Here is a 17,845-nt window from a genome sequence, read left to right as displayed (position 1 = left end):
TATGATTCAATAATAGGTTGATTAAATAAGAAATGGAGATGTTTATTTTGCCTTTAAGTAATATTAAAATTATTGATTTATCACGTTTATTAAGTGGACCATACGCTACAATGATGTTTTCTGATTTAGGGGCTGAAGTTATAAAAGTAGAAACACCTAATGGAGATGACACCCGTCATCTTGGACCGCCTTTTATAAAGGATTGGAGTACTTATTTTTTAAGTATTAACCGCAATAAAAAAAGTATTAGCCTTAATTTAAAAACGAAGGCAGGAAAAGAAATTCTACTAAAATTAATCGAAGATGCGGACGTAGTGATAGAAAACTTTAGACCTGGCACACTTGAAAAGTTAGGCCTGTCTTATGAAGTGATGAAAGAACGGAATCAGGGTATCATTCTAGCTTCCATTTCCGGCTTCGGACAAAAAGGAAAATATGCCCATAAACCTGGCTATGATGTATTAGCGCAAGCAATGGGAGGTCTAATGTCTGTAACAGGAGAAAAAGGGGGCGAACCAGTTAAAGCTGGATACTCTTTTGCAGACCTTGGAACTGGAATGTGGGCTGCATTTGGCATTCTTGTAGCCCTTCAAGAACGTCAACAATCTGGCGAAGGACAGTGGATTGATGCCGCCTTACTCGACACAATAATATCATGGCAAACATATCTAGCAAGTAGCTATTTTGAAACGGGAGAGAATCCTGAACCTCTTGGTACAGAACATCCGAACATCGTACCTTATCAAGTCTTTCAAGCATCTGATGGCAGTTTTGTTGTCGCTATGGCTAATGATAAGATGTGGTTAGCATTTATAGACAAGATTGATGTAGATAGTTTGAAAGATCCAATGTATGAAAAAAATAAAGGTAGGGTGATCCATCGAAAAACGTTAATCCCATTACTTGAGGATATATTCATCCAGCGCACCAGACAGGAATGGGATGATTTCTTCGAAGATATTAAAATTCCTGCTGGACCTGTGAACAAACTGTCTGAAGCCTTGAAGGATCCTCATGTCATCGAACGTGGAATGGTTCAGGAAAAGGAGAGTGCAGAAATTGGCAAATATAAAACACTTGGTCTTCCACTACACTTTTCCAGAACCCCTGGACATATTCGCACCTTTCCGCCAAAATTGGGAGAACACACTGTAAGCATTTTGGAAAGTCTAGGATATATGGAAAATGAGATTAATAAATTCTTAGAACAAGGTGTCGTAAAGTCGAGTCGAGATCACCTTTCTGTTAAGTAACAATAGTTATGATCCCTCTTTAGCATGTTTATTCATGTTAGAGGGGGCAATAGTAAGCGTCTAATAATTTTTATTCGCTCTATAGCACAGATTTTTTATTCCTACCATACGCCGACGCCCCTACAACAGCAATCTCATCATTCCCAAATCTTTACCAACCTTGATATTTCAGGTATGTTAACACTAAATAACGCATGGTCCTTTTCTAAAAAAGTCCTTACATATCCCAGATACATAAATTCATAGTTGTTACAATTTCAAAAAGGTTAAGCATATAAAACAGCTTAACCTCTCATCATAGTCAAAACTTCACTGACTCAAAGATTCCATTTTTATAGTATTATTAGTTCTATCGTTGCATCCCCGGGAACTGCCAAATACCGCTTGCTCGGACCAGGTCACGATAAATAACTAACTCCTCATCCTGTGAAACTTCCTTTACTTCGTCTTCATCGTCAAAATCCATATACACGATATTGTTAATATCACGCTCTGTATCGTCGCCCTGTTTCTCTAACAAATGATTCATCTCATTAAAGACAACTAGCGCTCTTCTCATATGCGATGCACTTGTGATCAGTGTAACGTCCTTTAATTGCTTTTCTTTCACTATATTCATGGAAAAGAGGCCGGTTTCGATTGTGTCTGTTGCCATGTCCTCTTTAATAATACGCTCTTTGGCAATGCCGTTTTCAACGAGCCAGTCAAACATGACATCTGCCTCGGTGATGCCTTTTTTCGGCACACCACCAGTGACAATAATTTTTGAATCTGGATACGCTTCCGCTGCTTCTTTAGCAACTTTTAATCTTTCAATCAGTGTATCCTCCATTTTACCGTCTTCAGAGAGCGCATAGCCAAGTACGATGAAAGCATGGTCTTCCTCTTTCAAATCATCTGGTACTTCAGTCTCCAGCGTAACCCCTTTCATTTCATCCACTAAATCAACGCGATCACGGTATTCCTTTGCTTTAGTTTCGTCAATTTTATCCAATTGATCGAAGTCTGCCTTATAGCGTTGATCATCGCCTTCTACCATAGAATAAATGCCGTGCATCAATGTTGCATCAAAGTGATTTTCATCCTCATTCATCATTTCTTCATATGTGTTTAATGCTTCCGGGACTTCCTTTTGCAAAATCTGTGTGGAGGCTAGCGCATATTTCAAATCTACATCATGAGGTTCAATGACAGCTGCCTGTTTAAATGCCTCTTCAACAACATCATAGTCTCCGTGTAACGTAATTCCCTTGAAAACTTCTTCTTCAGCTACCTTCAAATCCCCTCCATACCAATAAAAATGCATGGCGATATCTTTTAGAGCCTGAATTCGTTCGCTCGTGGGAGAATTATTTTTCACTTTATTAAATAAATCGTCTACATCCTGTTCCTCATCGCTTTCTTCTACACTTTCCGTGTTGTGGTCACCTTTAGATGCTGTTTGTCCGTCTTCACTTGACCCTGGATTAACATTATCGCAAGCTGCAAGGCCTGCCATTAAAAATAAAACAAGCAATAAATGTAAAATTTTAGTCTTCATTATTTTCCCTCCATAAAATCAACTTTTTAAGCAAAGATCTATATTTCTTCATATTCACCTCCATACCTTATTAACCACTGTCTTTTGGCACTAAAAAAGGCAAAGTGAGTACACGGCTTCCGCAAGCCCTTGTTCTCACCATGCCTAATCGTATCAGTCACATGATTTCATTATTAAATTAATGTTAAATTCATACTATCATTAATTTTCTGTTGTGGTCAAGTTTTTTTCTAGTATTTTAAAAACCCAACTCCTCTACTTATTCATTTCTGTATAAAAGTCATCGGATAGCCAGTTATGCCCAAAGAGCGCATCGTATTGAACAATCCGATAGTCGTGAATCATCGCCAACAAATCTTTTGGCAACGCATTGTCGTATACTTTGCCTTCCTCTGTCACCACATAATTTTTACCGATTCGTTTTACGCCTTGTGTTAATAGCTCATCCATTAATCCTTGATACGGTGATACGTAGTAATTCCCTTCTTTCAACAGTACTGGAACAAAGAAAGCGGGAGATAATCCATCAAGTTGAACACCTTTCTCACTTCTGCCATGGTTCATCATCATAAACCATGGCGTTTCATGGAGCTGATCCCCTTTAAATTGATCTTCAGTTCCTCTGAAAACGCTAGGGAAATGATCCCCATAAAATAGAAGATTAACTTCCTTATCGGATTTTTCAAGTTGAGTAACCAATGCTTCAGCCGCTTTATCCGAGGCATGAATTCCCTGCAAATAATTAAATAGCTCTTTCTCTTTGTCTTTTGGATAAACATCCAAGTTGATTTTCGGTTTGTAATCCATGTCAGGAATTTCCGCTTTATAAGGAGAATGGTTTTGCATCGATAAGACATGTATGAGCCCCACATCTTTTTGGTTTGCAACTTCTAAAATATCTTTATTCAAAGCTTCATCCGAAACCCTTTTATGAGTTCCTAATTTATCAGTATGCTTAATGCCATGGTCCAGGTAGTGAAATTCATCAAAACCTATCGCATCATAGATCGTTCTCCTTTTGTAAAGATGTGCAGTATATGGGTGAACGGCAACCTTATCTTTCGTATAGAAATCTAATATAGTATGGTGATTTTTTGATTGTGAATAAAAATCCGAATAAGGAGTTACCACCATTGGTTCACGGAAAACCTCTAAGCTAAAGGATGTTAAAATAGACCACTCTATATTAGCGGTTCCCCCACCTATATATTGACTGTACATTGTCCCGCCAATATTGTTTTTAGCCATCTTAGATATAAACGGAATGGGTGAATCATTTAATAAAAGGTTGGGTAACTGTTCTGGATCCATTAATGATTCGCTTAAATAAAGCAGTGTTTGAGAATCATTGACCGACTTATCTCGTTTTTCGTTAATTTGCCGTGAAATCTTACTATATTTCTCCGAGATTTCTAATACCTTTTCCTTCTTATATCCAGCTGGTTTATCCATATAAGTTGGTTTTACGGTATGCATAAAACTTGGTAAAAAGCCATCTTGACGAGCCCTTTTTAAAGGGTTCCAATTGTGCACATCGGATGCTTCATACTTCAAAACATGCTCATTATAATAGTTTGGCTTTGCAAATATTGCTACTATAATGGTTAATGACACGACAAATAGAACAATCCGTATCCTTCTATCAATACGAAAATTTACTTTCTTTGAAACCTTCTTTATCAAAAATTGTAACGCAACCAAAATGAAGATCGTTACGATTAATAGGAACACTACGGAACCAGGTGAAACGCTTACAAAAGTTAAAAGCTCCTTTGGAGAAGTAACGGTTTGAAGTTCCGAGAATGTAATAAATTCATTTCGTTCTACGACTTTAACATTATTTGCGAAAACCATGCCAAGCATGAGTAAATCTACAATTAAAAGACTTACAATGGAAGATCCTAGAATGGCATATAAAAAAACTGTAATGGCAAATATTAAAGAGACGCCATTATAAAAAGAATCATTGATTGCTTGTGCATGGTCCATTGTGTAATCAACAAACATGCTTTTATCTAACCATTCAACTACTGCTATGGCATTCATTCTAATTATGAAAAATAATAATAAAAAATAAACGATGAATAGCAAACGCTTTTTTGCTTTAGACATGCCAAAACCCCACTCTATCATCAATTTTCATTCTATATAAAGACGATGTTCTAATAGTCTTACTTTATCACAAAGACGGGTAATATTTAAGAAGTTTTAAAGTATCATCATATAATAAAAAAAGACCCGTCAAAGTGTTAAACCTAGAATTGATTATTTCGACAATGGATTTAAGCGTCATTTATCACGAAATCAATTAAAAATCACCTTTAGATGCACCAGCAGAACGGCATGTGAATACCAAATAATCCCCACCTATTTTCTAGTGGGGATTATTTGGCGCTTGCATCGTTTCATAGATAATAATCGGACAACTCGCGACGATGTTTTACGTTTGTATACAAGCACCTCAGCACTCGATATATGCAACAGGATGTAACAGTCTATTATTTAAACCATTCAGTTAAGATGATCATTGTCAGAAAGCCAAAGATAAATGCCAATGTGGACGCTCTTTCATTCCCGTCGCCATGACTTTCCGGAATTAATTCCTTATAAATAACAAAGAGCATGGAACCTGCCGCGAAAGCAAGACCATAAGGAATGATGAATGCAAAGGATTCGCCAAAAAACATCCCTATTAATCCAGCACACAATTCAAAGATTCCTGTTAACACTGCTAACAGAATTGCATAAAGTCGGCTAACATTTTGTGTAACTAAAAATAATGCTACTAAAAATCCTTCTGGAACATTTTGAAGACCGATAGCAAAAGAAACAAGTGGTCCTATATCCTGGACTGCGCTTGTGTTACTTATCCCGACTGACAAACCTTCAGGAAGATTATGTAGTGACATCGCAATTAAAAATAAAATAATAACCTTAGAATTACGTGGTGAACGATTAGCATGGTCTATATCAGTATGCGGAATGAAACTTTCCAACAATGTCAAAACCAACGTACCAATCAAAATCCCAATTACCAAAACAGTAAGATTGGATAGCTTAATAGCAGATGGAATCAATCCATAAGCTGAGGCGGCGACCATGATACCAGCAGTATAGGCTAGCAAACCATCCTTCCCTTTATGGGAAACATTTTTTATTAATAAAATAGGCAATGCTCCTAAGCCTGTACATAAAGAAGAAAAAATTAAAGGCAATAAAGACATAGAAATCCTCCAGCATATTATTAGTTAATCATATGCTTAAATTCTATGAACATTCATTCCTCACTGGAACTTCTTTACAACTTCTACTTATTGAAAGATGTTTATCGCTTTTAACGACGCCAGTAGCACACTGAACCAAAAGGGGGTTTATAGCGACAGGCACTAACTAGATTAACCCCCTTCGCTTCTTTCTTTACTTTTAAAAGGAATACCTTAGGTTGGTCAAAAAGTTAAAATCCAGACAATATGTTGATCGTCCCTAAACTCAAGACTATTTATAATAGTCTTCCAATCCAGCAACAATACCCTTTGCGGCTTTTTCCTGAAAGCTATCGTTTTGGACAATCTTCTGTTCCTCTGGATTACTAATGAAACCAAGTTCAATGAGTAAAGCTGGTTGTTTATTATCTTTTAACACTTGATAATCCGCTTGTTTCGTTCCACGATCAGTAAAGTTTACATAGTTGATCAGTGATTTCTGAACGGAATTGGCAAGCTTCTCATTCTCAACACCATTATAATAAAAGGTATAGATTCCACGTACAGATTGATCTTCAAATGCATTATAGTGCAGACTAATAAATACATCTGTGTCAGTGGAATTACTTATTTGCACCCGTTCGTCCAAGGGAATAAACGTGTCATCCGTCCGAGTTAATGTAACGGTAGCCCCTTTATCATGTAATTGTTGTTCGACTTGTTTCGCTGTAGCTAGTGTTAATGTTTTTTCATATACATTGGATCCAATCGCACCGGTATCTTTACCACCGTGACCAGCGTCAATAACAAAATGATAACCAGACAATGTCTTTTCTCCACCTTTTTTCGTTTGAACATTCTCGTTTTTTTCCTTATCCTTGGTTTCGACAGTCATCTTTTCTTTTTCGTCATCTTTTTTATTTTTTTGACTAGGTTCTGCTTCTGACTTTTTTTCGTCTTCTTTTTGACTAGGTTCTATCACTAATTCTTTTTCGTCTTTTGGAACAGATTCTGTTTCTGACGCCTCTTTTTCAGTCGCTTCTGTTTGTTGTGGATCTGCTTCTTCGTTTACCTCTGACATCATGCTTTTTGTTGATTCACTTTTTTTATCAAGTAAATATAAAGCGATCCACACTTCTTGCCCATTATAAAATGTTTTTCCCCAACCAAATGATTCTTGGAAAATAGTAACTGCCTCGCCATTGTTTAATTTAGTCATGATAGTTGCATTCTCATCAGGGGCATTACGTAATCTTGCGACAGGTACGTTAACCTCGTACAGTTGTCCACTTTCTACAGATTCACCAGACTCCGTATTTATATCCGAAGAAGCAGTAGTTTGAATTTGCTGTTCTTTTGCATCCGGTTGTTCGGCATCTACCTGCTCGGTCTCCGTCTCTGGACCATTCACTGCTGCAAGGTGATGTAATGCGGACCACGCTTCTTTCCCGTTATAAAAAGTTTTTCCCCAACCAAATGATTCTTGAAAAATGGTAACCTCTTCACCGTTTTTCAGTTCAGCCAGAACGGTTGCATTCTCGTCTGGTGCATCCCGTAACGCTACAGTTGCAGAATCAACTTTGTACGGTTTACCACTACCTGCATGAACCGTTGGTAAAAAAATAAATAGGCAAACAAGCATGCCAATGCCTATCATAATACTGTTTTTCATAGTGAATGCCTCCAATTAGTAGTTTGCTATATTGACAGGTTTGCCAATAAATTCTACTAATATACATCCCGATCACAATCACTAGATTGGAAGTTTGAGCGTGTGGGGGAGAAACAATCGTTCATGATTTAAAAAAGGCCATGAAAGCCACTCTTTTGGGTAAGTCAGAAGTACTGACAAATACCTTAAGAAATGATTTTCATGACCAGTTTTACTTTAGCAGGGTCACTTATAATACATGATTGATTTCAATTTTCCCCTCTTTTTTTCTTCTCTCCCTAAATTCAGCAGCAGCTGTGAAGAGTGCGTCCGTTGACGAGTTAAGTGCCGTTTCACAAGAATCTTGTAAAACGCCTACGATAAAGCCTACGCCAACAACCTGCATCGCAATTTCATTTGGAATTCCAAACAGGCTGGCTGCCAAAGGGATGAGCAATAAAGATCCGCCTGCAACACCAGAGGCACCGCAAGCACATACTGCTGACAGCACACTAAGCATGATCGCTGTCGGAATATCCACTGTAATTCCCAATGTATGAACCGCTGCGAGTGTTAAAACGGAAATTGTCACAGCCGCGCCGGCCATGTTAATGGTTCCACCTAGCGGGATGGATACAGAATAAGTATCTTTATTCAAGCCAAGCTTTTCACATAATCTCATATTAACCGGTATGTTCGCAGCAGAACTGCGTGTGAAAAATCCTGTGATTCCACTTTCTCTTAAACATGTAAATACAAGCGGATATGGATTTTGGCGAATACATACATACACGATAATTGGATTGACTACAAGCGCTACAAACAACATACAGCCCACCAAAACGGCAAGTAATTTCCCATAACCAAGCAAAGCGCTCAGCCCACTTGAAGTAATAGCCTCAATCACCAGCCCCATAATACCAAACGGTGCAAGTTTGATTACCCATGTAACGATTTTCGTAACTGCATCTGAAACATTAGAAATCGCTGTTTTCGTCGTATCTGGAGCACTTTTTAACGCTAAACCAAGCAGCACCGCCCAAGCTAATATACCAATATAGTTCGCATCGGCAATGGCCGATACTGGGTTGTCAACAACGCTCATCAGCAATGTTTTAAGAACCTCTACCACACCGCCGGGAGCCGATAAATCTTCTGTTCCCGCTGCAAGTGTCAGGGTCACTGGGAACATAAAACTCGCAATGACAGCTATAAATCCTGCTAAAAAAGTTCCCATCAGATATAGAACAAGAATAGATTTTATATTCGTCTTATGACCACTCTTATGCTGAGCGATGGCAGCCATAACCAGGAAAAACACCAGTACTGGCGCGATTGCTTTCAAAGCCCCAACAAATAAAGAACCCAATATAACGAAAGATTTCGCTACACTTGGAATAGCTATTGCCAAAATAATACCTACAACCAAACCAATACAGATTTGTTTGACCAAACCTAAGCGGTCCCATGTATGCCATAACTTCTTCATAAAATTCCCCCCTTAAAATGCGTGTCCAAAATAGGATAAAAAGGACCGCGTCGGCTACATTCACAACGTCCCGGGACTGCGATTACTCCTCTCAACCAAAAATCATTGCTGCACCGCCGATACTAGCACGTCCTTGAAAATGAAAGGCAATTTTCTGCGTGCGATGTTTTCCTGGGTCGCTTTCCTTATCCTGTTTGTCGAAAGTTCGAATCGGCGCAACTTTGAGCAACAAAAAAGCTTCCCCAACGCTGCTTCATACGCAGAAAAAACAGTTTTTTCCAAGAAACAGAACGTATACAGTTAATATGTAATAGCGCAAAAGCAAGCCAACGAGCTGTGCGTGTTGTGCTAACTTCAACATTACTCACAGAACATGGGCAGATGTAGTAGAAATTCCTATCTCTACATGTCATTTTCACGAGACACTTTGAACACTATTCCATAGCTCATTGAAAAATGACTACAAGAACTTGCTCTCATGATTTACATTTTGTATATTTCTCAATATTATTGTACCCGGGTGCAGTTGTCAACCCAACTTTCACGGAGTTACACCACCTGAATCCTTCATTGAAAAACCATAGCTATTATTATCAATAAAGCGACTATGGTGTGTAGTTTATATGAAGGTTTGATTTATTCCAATGAAAATCGACAAATCATTTCCCGGGAAATGATTTGTCGATTAATGATGTATTGCCTTATTGAATTTCTGTTAAAAATGATTCTCTTTCATCACTACTTTTATCTTCTACATCTGGATTAACAATGAATTCACTGCCATATTTGTTTTCTGGTAAACTAGCAGTGATTTCCCCATCGATCAAAGAGCCATCATTAATTTCACCGGTAATGGGATCAATCGTAAGCAAAAAGTCTTTTAAATCTTCACCGTTTTGGTGATTGATGGTACCGGAAACCGCAACGGTTCCTGTATCAGATACACGCACATCGACATCCATTAAATCATCATTGATTTCAATACCGTCTGCTTCCAGACCATTTTCACCAGTCAGAGCCCAGTCTATTGTTTTCTCTTTCATATTGTATCCAAGTACCGATTGTTCCAGATCGATGAACATCATGTCACCAATGGATTGGATCTCCGGATAATCCTGATTGGTAAGGGAGAAAGTTTTTGGTAAATCCAGCGAATTTAATTCTTCCCCTGTTTCTTGATCAAGCTCCGTGAGCGTGTATTCGCCAACAGTTCCGTTACCGGTAAACATAAGCGCATATAAGGAATCACCAGCTGGAGTTACCGTGAAGTAACCATTGTCATTATTCCAGATTTCCTCACCCGTTTCCTTATCAAGCGCCTTTGTAAAATCATTTGTTTTGTAAATCAACATATCATCCGCCACTACCACATTGGTCATGCCAGCACCCATCATTCCTGTCTCAACGGGATCTGTCGCCCATTGCTCTTTCCCATCACTGTCAATCGCATGGACAACGGTATTGTCATAATCATCATCATTTGTAATATAATAGATCAGTTCTGTATCTTCGTCTGCCTCTATAATCAACCAAACCGGATCCTTCGCTATTTGTTCTATGTCGCGTTTATCCTCATTGATTTTAAAAATACCTTCTTCAAGACCGACATAGTAAAAGCCATTCGCATATGTAGCTGGTGCCTGATTCGTATCTAAATCATCAGGATACTCCAGTTTAACGCCCTCCCCTTTATCATCGACAAGCATTTCACTATCCGCAAGAATCGAATGCGCTCCACTCGTAAAATCAAACACGTCTTCACTGATAAAATAATTGGGGCTAGCTTCCCTATAATCACCATTATCATTCTCTTCATTGGAAAAAAATACGGTTTGATCTAAATCCGCTTCTGTCTCGTTAAAATTAAAATCATGGATATTAATCATTGCTGTTTCCTTTTTATCTTCCTTTTGCTTCTCATCCTTCGCTTTGTCACGCTGCTCTGAATCAGCATTGTCCGCTTCCACTGTTTCATCATCAGAACACCCCACCATAAAAAAAGATAACGCAGTTACCAGGCCAAACAACTTCATCCATTTCATATGCATCTTCCCTTCTGTTTTAGATATATGATTCCATCTATTAATATATCATAATAATTCAACAATAGAATGATCTTCTTTCATTTAGTGGCATGATTAAAAGGTTAAACTAATAACATTGCAAAATTGTAAGATGCTACACGAGATTTGTAAGGAAAATCGATGTACGTTTGCGTGTTTTTCTTTCATAATAAAATTATCGTTAGATCAGAAAGCAGCGTCAGTAAATATCTTTGCCATTTGCCGACCCTTTTGATTCCAAAAATCGTACACTACTGCTCTAGCAATCAATCATAAAAAAAGGATGATATTATGCTAAAAAAACCATTTCTAATCGTATGCATGGTGCTCACTTTAGGTCTATTAACAGCCTGTGGACAACAAATTCAAACAATCGGTTCGAGTAAATATTATGTGGAAATCCAAAATGAAGGGGAAGAATATTCGGAACAAGGTTATACGAGATATAAATATGAACTGAAAGGGTATAACGAAGATGGCGAAGATAAAAAACTTACGTTCACGAGTAATCATCCATTAAGAAAAGACGCCTATTTAGAAGTTTATTATAAAAAGGGCGATGTCATTACCTATAAAGAGATTGAACGTGATGACATACCCCAAAAGCCACAACAGTTGTTGGAGAACGACAACGATGCTTAAGGTAGGTAGCGGGCATTTGGCCTATTAAAAAATTATTATTTTATGCATCAAGGAGGTAATCATATGAAAGCAGATAAGCTTTTATCGTCATTATGCTATTTTAGTGTCTTTTTTGCGCCATTTTTATTCCCAATCATTATGTACTTTTTGGCATCTGGGGATGTGAAACACCACGCAGGTAAATCATTATGGACACACTTCGTCCCCTACCTTTCTTGCTTCATTGGATTGGGCACAGGAATCTTATTAGCAGATACCGGTAACCAAACCATAAGACTGATCATCATGTGTATTTTTATAGCGATTGGGGTCTACTATATTATCTTGAACTTTGTAAGAGGAATAAGCGTATTAATAAAGAATTGAACCGAGAAAAGGTATGCCTCGTTTATGATTTTAGAACACATTCTTTTCTATGCTTAATCGAGGAGGAGGGAATGATTAATTCCCGTCCCCTCACACTCAGAAAGCAAATGAACCGCCCCCGTACTTCAAAGAAATTGACTACCGGCGATACCCGGGGTGGTCATTTCAGCAGGATCCAAAATTGTATTTAATTCTTCCTCTGTCAACAGCTGATGCGCTTTGCAAATTTCAATGATGGTAAGTCCGGTTTCTCTAGCCTGTTTAACTACTCTTGCAGCCGTTTCATATCCTAAGTGAGGATTTAAAGCGGTGATGATACCATAGCTTTCTTCCACGTATTCACGGCATCTCTGCACATTGGCTTCCATTCCGCTAATAGCGTAACGTGTAAATACATCCAGGCCATTTTTCATTATTTTTAACGACTGAAGCAAGTTGAAGACAATGACTGGTTCCATCACATTTAACTCAAATTGTCCTGCTTCAGACGCCATACAGATAGACTGATCATTACCCACAACCTGGAACGCAACTTGATTGACTACCTCAACCATGACGGGGTTCACTTTACCCGGCATAATAGACGATCCAGGCTGTCTCACCGGGAGGCTGATTTCCTGCAGACCGGTCATCGGACCTGAAGCCATTAATCTAAGATCATTGCATATTTTTGACAAATTGATTGTCGACACTTTCAACGCCCCTGATAAAGTCGTGTATGCATCAGTATTCTGCGTTCCATCCACAAGACTTTTGGCCAGACGCAACTTCATTCCGAGTTGTGACGCAAGCTGTACCACAACCTTTTCGATATATTCAGGTTTGGCGTTGAGCCCTGTCCCTACAGCCGTGGCACCTAAATTAATGGTCAACATTTCCTGTGCGGCCTCTGTGACCCTTTTAATATCTCTGGCGACCATCTCGGAATAAGCTCCGAATTCCTGTCCTAATCGGATGGGGACTGCATCTTGAAGATGGGTCCGCCCCATTTTTAATACATCGTGGAATTCATTTTCCTTGTTCATGAATTCTTTTTTCAAAGCGGTCATGGTTTCTGTCAATTCCCCTGCCATTCGGAAAGAAGCAATTTTTAAAGCTGTCGGAATCGTGTCATTTGTGGACTGAGACATGTTCACGTGTGTATTGGGAGAACAATAATTGTAATCACCTTTTTCCCTTCCCAACATCTCTAAAGCCCGGTTGGCTAGGACTTCATTCATATTCATATTAATGGAAGTACCTGCGCCACCTTGAATGGAATCCACGATGAAGTCCTGTAAATGTTCCCCCTGGATTACTTCATCCGCAGCTTTCACAATAGCCTTGCCAATTGGTTCAGCTAACATATCTGTTTGCATGTTGGCTAAAGCTGCTGCCTTTTTCACCTCTGCTAGGGCAAAGATCAACTCTTTATGCACAGGTATTCCGGTAATCGGAAAGTTTTCTTGGGCACGTACTGTTTGTACACCATAATAAGCGTTTGCAGGAACCTCTTTCGTTCCCAAACTGTCATTTTCTATCCTAGTATGCATATGATAATACTCCTTTTTTTACGAGACTCATTTATTCATAAGACTTTGCTGGAAATTTGCTCTCCTGAAAGCCCAAAAAGTAAAATGATATATATGTATTAGACATTGAAAAACTAACGAAAAAGCATTATAAAATCAACAGACACAGAAAAATCCCGCATAAAAGAATCATGCAGGACCTTTTCAAACAACGGCTTTAACCTGTTGATCTTGCGTCATACTTCATTATAACATTGATTGTTTGTTTTTCCAGGTGTTTTAAAGCGTGTTCTGTAAAGTATCCCTTGCATACAAATGCTTCCATGGAGAATCGCTTTAGCTTATTAAAACAAGAAATGTATGATGGCGAAGCATTCGTAAGTTACGAGAGGTTAAAAAAACGAATGGAAGCATATATTTACTCGTATAACCATGAACGGACAAAAGAAACCCTCAGAAGGCGACTTAACGCCCTCCTTAGAGTTTTTCAATTTACGCCATGATATTATGATGCATGCTCAACACCCAAGATATCAATGACTTCTTTTGTTGCTTCTTCAATTAGTTCATCATTGGTCTCCGCATCCTTTTGATCATGACTAGAAAGAATGGCTAAAACAATCGGTTCTCCTTCTGGTGGCCAAATAATAGCAATGTCATTTCGTGTTCCATAAGAAGCTGAACCCGATTTATCTGCCACCTCCCAATCATCTGGTACGCCAGCGCGAATTAATGTATCTCCAGTTGCGTTTCCTTTCAACCAATCGGTTAAAAGTTCGCGTTTCTCTACTGGGAGCGCGTCGCCTAACGTGAAGGCTTGAAGGCTAGTGGTAAGCGCTCTAGGTGTGCTCGTATCATGGGTTTCTCCTGGTTCAACATCGTTTAACTCTGGCTCAAAACGCACTGGATTCGTAACATCATCACCAATTTCTCTTAACGCTTTTTTTAGTTCACTAGGTCCACCAATGTACGCCATGATGAGATTATCTGCAGTATTGTCACTGTATCGAAGAGAAGCTTCGCTAAGTTCTTCCAGGGTCATCCCTGTATCAACATGTTTTTCGGTAACCGGGTTGTAATTAACAAGATCATCATTAGTATAGGTGATTCTTTCGCTAAGGTCCGCTATGGCATTTTGTTGTAACAATGCTCCTACAGTAAATACTTTATGAGTAGATGCATATGCAAAGCGCTCATCTGGACGATAAGTTACCGTTTGGTTTGTATTCGTGTCTAATGCAAAAATACCAAGCCTCGCATCATATTTATCCTCTAGCTTATCAAAAACCTCCTCCACTGCAGTTATTTCATCTTGTTCTTTAGCCTGGGAAGCATTGTCGTTCTTCTCAGAACAACCTATCAGCATGACAAAAGAGAGCAGAAGTACAGACACAACTTTCTTCCATTTAAATGTATGACGAATCGTGTTTTGTAAGATCATTTAAAATCCAACCTTTTTATTTAAATTTTTATCATTCTTGCCCAAGTTCAATAGAAATACCTTGGCAATATTTCGCGCTTATAAAGATCATTAAACCAGCATAAACTGCCACCCCTTTACAACACCTTAGACTACACATGTAATACTGTACTACAAGTGTAGTCCTGGTGTCAAACTTCTTTTTAGATATGCTTTTTCATCATTTCGTTTGCAAATAAGCCGATGAATTCTTTCGACACAGCAGATTAACCCGTGATAAACTACTAAAAGATAGACTTTGCTAGATACGTTAAATGGAAAAATAATTGATTGCTGAAGAAATAATTACCATGATGGTATTTTAGAAATGGGGGCGAATAACATGTTTTTTACTCATTTTCTCGTCTGTCTGCTCGTTTCCGCTTTTACTTTTGGAGGCATTATATTAACCAAGAAAATATTTCACAAGCAATTATCAGCAAAATGGCAGTATAATCTATGGTTTCTTTTGTTCATTGCGTTGACGTTTCCATTGATACCAAACCATTTATTTCATTTCGGAGACGCCTTTACATTTAATATGAATCAAAGTAATGAAACTGGTCAAGCTACTGCTTCTACTGGTGATCGTTCCCTACAAGGGGGAAATTGGATGCAGGATTTTACAGATTCAGTAAACCGTTTCGACTTTGCGCCCCTGAGTAAACTTTTAGCCACCATATGGATAATCGGTATGGTCGTGATGACTGTCCTGACCGTACACGCTTGGTTAAAAGTAAAGAAAATAAAAAGTACGACATCACCTATCGAAAATAAAGCAGTCTTAAGCCTATTTAACCGTTGCAAGCAACGTCTCCATATATCGAGACATTTAAGCCTAGGAGAATCACCATGCATCAAAACGCCACTAACGTTTGGTCTATTTAAAACCTATATTGTGCTTCCCAGTGATTTCGAAGAATGGTTGTCACTGGAAGAGATTGAGTACATCCTTTTACACGAACTAAATCATTATAAATACAAAGACATCGCAACAAATTACCTGATTGTCTTATATCAAATGCTCTATTGGTTTAACCCTTTGGTTTGGATTGCCTTTAGAGAAATGAGACTGGATCGTGAAATCGCCTGTGATACTGCAGTCTTAAAAGCTTTGGATAAGAACTGTTATACAGCATATGGAAACACCATTATCCATTTCGTTGACAACACGTCCCGGTCAACGTATTTCCACTTGGTGAATCCATTAAGTGGTGCCAAGCAGCAAATAAAAAAGCGAATAGAAAGTATTGCATCTTTTACGCCTGAATCAAAACTGCTGAAATGGAAAAGCAGGCTTATCTTTATGATTGTAGGTGTATTCGTTGCCATCCAGTTTCCGATTATTTCGGTCATGGCATACGATGATGACCAATATACATTTGAAAATGAAAATGCAGTATATGAAGATTTGAGCAAGTACTTTTCCGGCTATGAAGGTAGTTTTGTACTATATGATTTGCAAGCTGATCAATACAGTATCTATAATAAAGATAAAAGCACGACAAGAATTTCGCCGGATTCTACTTATAAGATTTACAGTGCATTGTTTGCATTAGAATCAAATGTCATCACAAGTCAAGCGTCCACCATAAAATGGAATGGTAAACAATACCCTTATGATGCGTGGAATAAGGACCAGAATTTATCGGACGCGATGAGGAATTCAGTAACCTGGTATTTTCAGGAATTGGATAAAAGCGTTCAAAGTGATCATATCCAAGCCTACCTCAAACAAATAGGCTATGGTAATTACAATATATCTGGTGGATTATCACAATATTGGTTGGAATCATCATTAAAGATTTCTCCGGTAGAGCAAGTGAAATCCCTCAAAGCCTTGTATACCAACGATTTTAAATTTGAAGATAAACATATCCAAACTGTAAAAGATATGATTAAATTAGAGGAAAAAGACGATGCCATGCTATCTGGGAAAACCGGCACAGGGAATGTTAATGGGAAAAATAGGAATGGTTGGTTTATTGGGTATGTAGAATCCAATGATGACACCTATTTCTTCGCGACGAACATTCAACAAGGTAATAATCCTTATGGAAGTAAAGCAGCCGAAATAACAAAGTCCATTTTGCGGGATAAAGGCATCTATTAATTTTCCATAACAAGTACCGTATTTCGAATAAAATATACTGTGATCCATGTATTGCGATAGGAAGGAGGTGGGACTGTATGCCAAAAAGCTTACCTAATATATCAGAAGCAGAATGGGAAGTGATGAATGTACTTTGGAAAAGCGCTCCACAAACGGCCAGCGATGTCATTTCCTCATTGAAACAAACGAACTGGAAGCCCAAGACGGTCCGCACGCTGTTAGATCGTCTTGTACAAAAAGAGGTAGTCGGTGTGAATAAAGATCAGAAAGTCTATACTTTTTTCCCACTTTATTCCCAGGAGGATTATCAGCACGCCGAGACAAAATCCTTTATTAAACGGATTTATGGTGGTACTTTACAGTCGATGCTCGTTCAATTCATCCAAGATGATTCTTTATCTGAAGCGGATATTAAAGAATTACGTAACATTTTAGATAAAAAACCAAAAAAGTGAAATGGCTAGCCATTTCACTTTTTGCTTATTAACTGAAGCCGTTAAGCATCTTATGCAATGATAGATTCTATTGCTATCCGCATCTTATTCCGTTCGAAAA

Annotated in this window: 15 protein-coding genes; 6 read left to right on the top strand and 9 right to left on the bottom strand. The window is 38.4% G+C overall.

Features of this window, described 5'->3' with window-relative positions; genetic code table 11:
• Window positions 1-38: 38 nt before the first annotated feature.
• Window positions 39-1,253, top strand: coding sequence for a CaiB/BaiF CoA transferase family protein (locus tag JOC34_RS07270; protein ID WP_239544202.1), 1,215 nt, complete (start codon window positions 39-41; stop codon window positions 1,251-1,253).
• 349 nt (window positions 1,254-1,602) lie between these two features.
• Here the strand turns inward: JOC34_RS07270 and JOC34_RS07265 are convergent, their stop codons facing one another.
• The 7 genes from JOC34_RS07265 to JOC34_RS07235 form a co-directional block, all read right to left on the bottom strand.
• Window positions 1,603-2,793 carry a YdcF family protein gene (locus JOC34_RS07265; protein WP_205136092.1) on the bottom strand — a complete coding sequence of 397 codons (1,191 nt, stop codon included), beginning with the start codon at window positions 2,791-2,793 and terminating at the stop codon, window positions 1,603-1,605.
• A gap of 255 nt (window positions 2,794-3,048) precedes the next feature.
• The gene (locus tag JOC34_RS07260; RefSeq protein ID WP_205136091.1) at window positions 3,049-4,905 is read right to left on the bottom strand and encodes an LTA synthase family protein; all 1,857 of its coding nucleotides are present in this window, start codon (window positions 4,903-4,905) and stop codon (window positions 3,049-3,051) included.
• Between the two features lie 386 nt (window positions 4,906-5,291).
• A complete protein-coding gene (locus JOC34_RS07255) occupies window positions 5,292-6,017 on the bottom strand; it encodes a ZIP family metal transporter (RefSeq protein ID WP_205136090.1) in 726 nt (241 codons plus the stop codon).
• Between the two features lie 271 nt (window positions 6,018-6,288).
• Window positions 6,289-7,668 carry an N-acetylmuramoyl-L-alanine amidase family protein gene (locus tag JOC34_RS07250; protein WP_205136089.1) on the bottom strand — a complete coding sequence of 460 codons (1,380 nt, stop codon included), beginning with the start codon at window positions 7,666-7,668 and terminating at the stop codon, window positions 6,289-6,291.
• Window positions 7,669-7,897: 229 nt separating this feature from the next.
• Window positions 7,898-9,136: a serine/threonine transporter SstT gene (gene sstT, locus JOC34_RS07245; protein ID WP_205136088.1), complete on the bottom strand. Its 1,239-nt coding sequence runs from the start codon at window positions 9,134-9,136 to the stop codon at window positions 7,898-7,900.
• A gap of 91 nt (window positions 9,137-9,227) precedes the next feature.
• Window positions 9,228-9,365 (bottom strand): hypothetical protein, encoded by a 138-nt coding sequence (locus tag JOC34_RS07240; protein WP_205136087.1) that lies wholly within the window; start codon window positions 9,363-9,365, stop codon window positions 9,228-9,230.
• A 472-nt stretch (window positions 9,366-9,837) separates the two neighbouring features.
• Window positions 9,838-11,178 carry an outer membrane protein assembly factor BamB family protein gene (locus JOC34_RS07235; RefSeq protein WP_205136086.1) on the bottom strand — a complete coding sequence of 447 codons (1,341 nt, stop codon included), beginning with the start codon at window positions 11,176-11,178 and terminating at the stop codon, window positions 9,838-9,840.
• Window positions 11,179-11,490: 312 nt separating this feature from the next.
• Here JOC34_RS07235 and JOC34_RS07230 point away from each other — a divergent pair, with 312 nt between their 5' ends.
• Together JOC34_RS07230 and JOC34_RS07225 are read left to right on the top strand one after the other, a co-directional pair.
• On the top strand, window positions 11,491-11,841 hold the full coding sequence (locus JOC34_RS07230) for a YxeA family protein (protein WP_205136085.1): 351 nt from the start codon (window positions 11,491-11,493) through the stop codon (window positions 11,839-11,841).
• A gap of 63 nt (window positions 11,842-11,904) precedes the next feature.
• Entirely contained in the window at window positions 11,905-12,207 is a 303-nt protein-coding gene (locus JOC34_RS07225; protein ID WP_205136084.1) for a DUF4870 domain-containing protein, read from the top strand.
• 125 nt (window positions 12,208-12,332) lie between these two features.
• On the opposite strand, the gene JOC34_RS07220 is transcribed toward JOC34_RS07225, so the two are convergent.
• A complete protein-coding gene (locus tag JOC34_RS07220; protein ID WP_205136083.1) occupies window positions 12,333-13,739 on the bottom strand; it encodes an aspartate ammonia-lyase in 1,407 nt (468 codons plus the stop codon).
• 302 nt (window positions 13,740-14,041) lie between these two features.
• Here JOC34_RS07220 and JOC34_RS22190 point away from each other — a divergent pair, with 302 nt between their 5' ends.
• The gene (locus JOC34_RS22190) at window positions 14,042-14,221 is read left to right on the top strand and encodes an IS3 family transposase (protein WP_205136082.1); all 180 of its coding nucleotides are present in this window, start codon (window positions 14,042-14,044) and stop codon (window positions 14,219-14,221) included.
• 2 nt (window positions 14,222-14,223) lie between these two features.
• On the opposite strand, the gene bla is transcribed toward JOC34_RS22190, so the two are convergent.
• The gene (bla, locus tag JOC34_RS07210) at window positions 14,224-15,159 is read right to left on the bottom strand and encodes a class A beta-lactamase (protein ID WP_205136081.1); all 936 of its coding nucleotides are present in this window, start codon (window positions 15,157-15,159) and stop codon (window positions 14,224-14,226) included.
• Between the two features lie 361 nt (window positions 15,160-15,520).
• Between bla and JOC34_RS07205 the strand changes: the two genes are divergently transcribed.
• Both JOC34_RS07205 and blaI read left to right on the top strand, forming a co-directional pair.
• Complete coding sequence (locus tag JOC34_RS07205) at window positions 15,521-17,290, top strand: BlaR1 family beta-lactam sensor/signal transducer (protein WP_205136080.1); 1,770 nt, start codon at window positions 15,521-15,523, stop codon at window positions 17,288-17,290.
• A gap of 77 nt (window positions 17,291-17,367) precedes the next feature.
• Entirely contained in the window at window positions 17,368-17,745 is a 378-nt protein-coding gene (blaI, locus tag JOC34_RS07200) for a penicillinase repressor BlaI (protein ID WP_205136079.1), read from the top strand.
• Window positions 17,746-17,845: the final 100 nt, after the last annotated feature.

The sequence above is a fragment of the Virgibacillus halotolerans genome, from assembly GCF_016908515.1.
GTDB classification, from domain to species: Bacteria; Bacillota; Bacilli; order Bacillales; family Amphibacillaceae; genus Virgibacillus_M; species Virgibacillus_M halotolerans.
This window is presented reverse-complemented; position numbering and strand designations above follow the sequence as displayed.

Excerpts from the sequence above, each read along its gene's own strand:
- JOC34_RS07270 (WP_239544202.1), top strand. The coding sequence starts at position 39 with ATGTTTATTTTGCCTTTAAGTAATATTAAAATTATTGATTTATCACGT.
- JOC34_RS22190 (WP_205136082.1), top strand. The coding sequence starts at position 14,042 with ATGGAGAATCGCTTTAGCTTATTAAAACAAGAAATGTATGATGGCGAA.
- JOC34_RS07225 (WP_205136084.1), top strand. The coding sequence starts at position 11,905 with ATGAAAGCAGATAAGCTTTTATCGTCATTATGCTATTTTAGTGTCTTT.
- JOC34_RS07250 (WP_205136089.1), bottom strand. The coding sequence starts at position 7,668 with ATGAAAAACAGTATTATGATAGGCATTGGCATGCTTGTTTGCCTATTT.
- JOC34_RS07235 (WP_205136086.1), bottom strand. The coding sequence starts at position 11,178 with ATGAAATGGATGAAGTTGTTTGGCCTGGTAACTGCGTTATCTTTTTTT.
- blaI (WP_205136079.1), top strand. The coding sequence starts at position 17,368 with ATGCCAAAAAGCTTACCTAATATATCAGAAGCAGAATGGGAAGTGATG.
- JOC34_RS07265 (WP_205136092.1), bottom strand. The coding sequence starts at position 2,793 with ATGAAGACTAAAATTTTACATTTATTGCTTGTTTTATTTTTAATGGCA.
- JOC34_RS07205 (WP_205136080.1), top strand. The coding sequence starts at position 15,521 with ATGTTTTTTACTCATTTTCTCGTCTGTCTGCTCGTTTCCGCTTTTACT.
- JOC34_RS07220 (WP_205136083.1), bottom strand. The coding sequence starts at position 13,739 with ATGCATACTAGGATAGAAAATGACAGTTTGGGAACGAAAGAGGTTCCT.
- JOC34_RS07230 (WP_205136085.1), top strand. The coding sequence starts at position 11,491 with ATGCTAAAAAAACCATTTCTAATCGTATGCATGGTGCTCACTTTAGGT.
- JOC34_RS07255 (WP_205136090.1), bottom strand. The coding sequence starts at position 6,017 with ATGTCTTTATTGCCTTTAATTTTTTCTTCTTTATGTACAGGCTTAGGA.
- bla (WP_205136081.1), bottom strand. The coding sequence starts at position 15,159 with ATGATCTTACAAAACACGATTCGTCATACATTTAAATGGAAGAAAGTT.
- JOC34_RS07260 (WP_205136091.1), bottom strand. The coding sequence starts at position 4,905 with ATGTCTAAAGCAAAAAAGCGTTTGCTATTCATCGTTTATTTTTTATTA.
- sstT (WP_205136088.1), bottom strand. The coding sequence starts at position 9,136 with ATGAAGAAGTTATGGCATACATGGGACCGCTTAGGTTTGGTCAAACAA.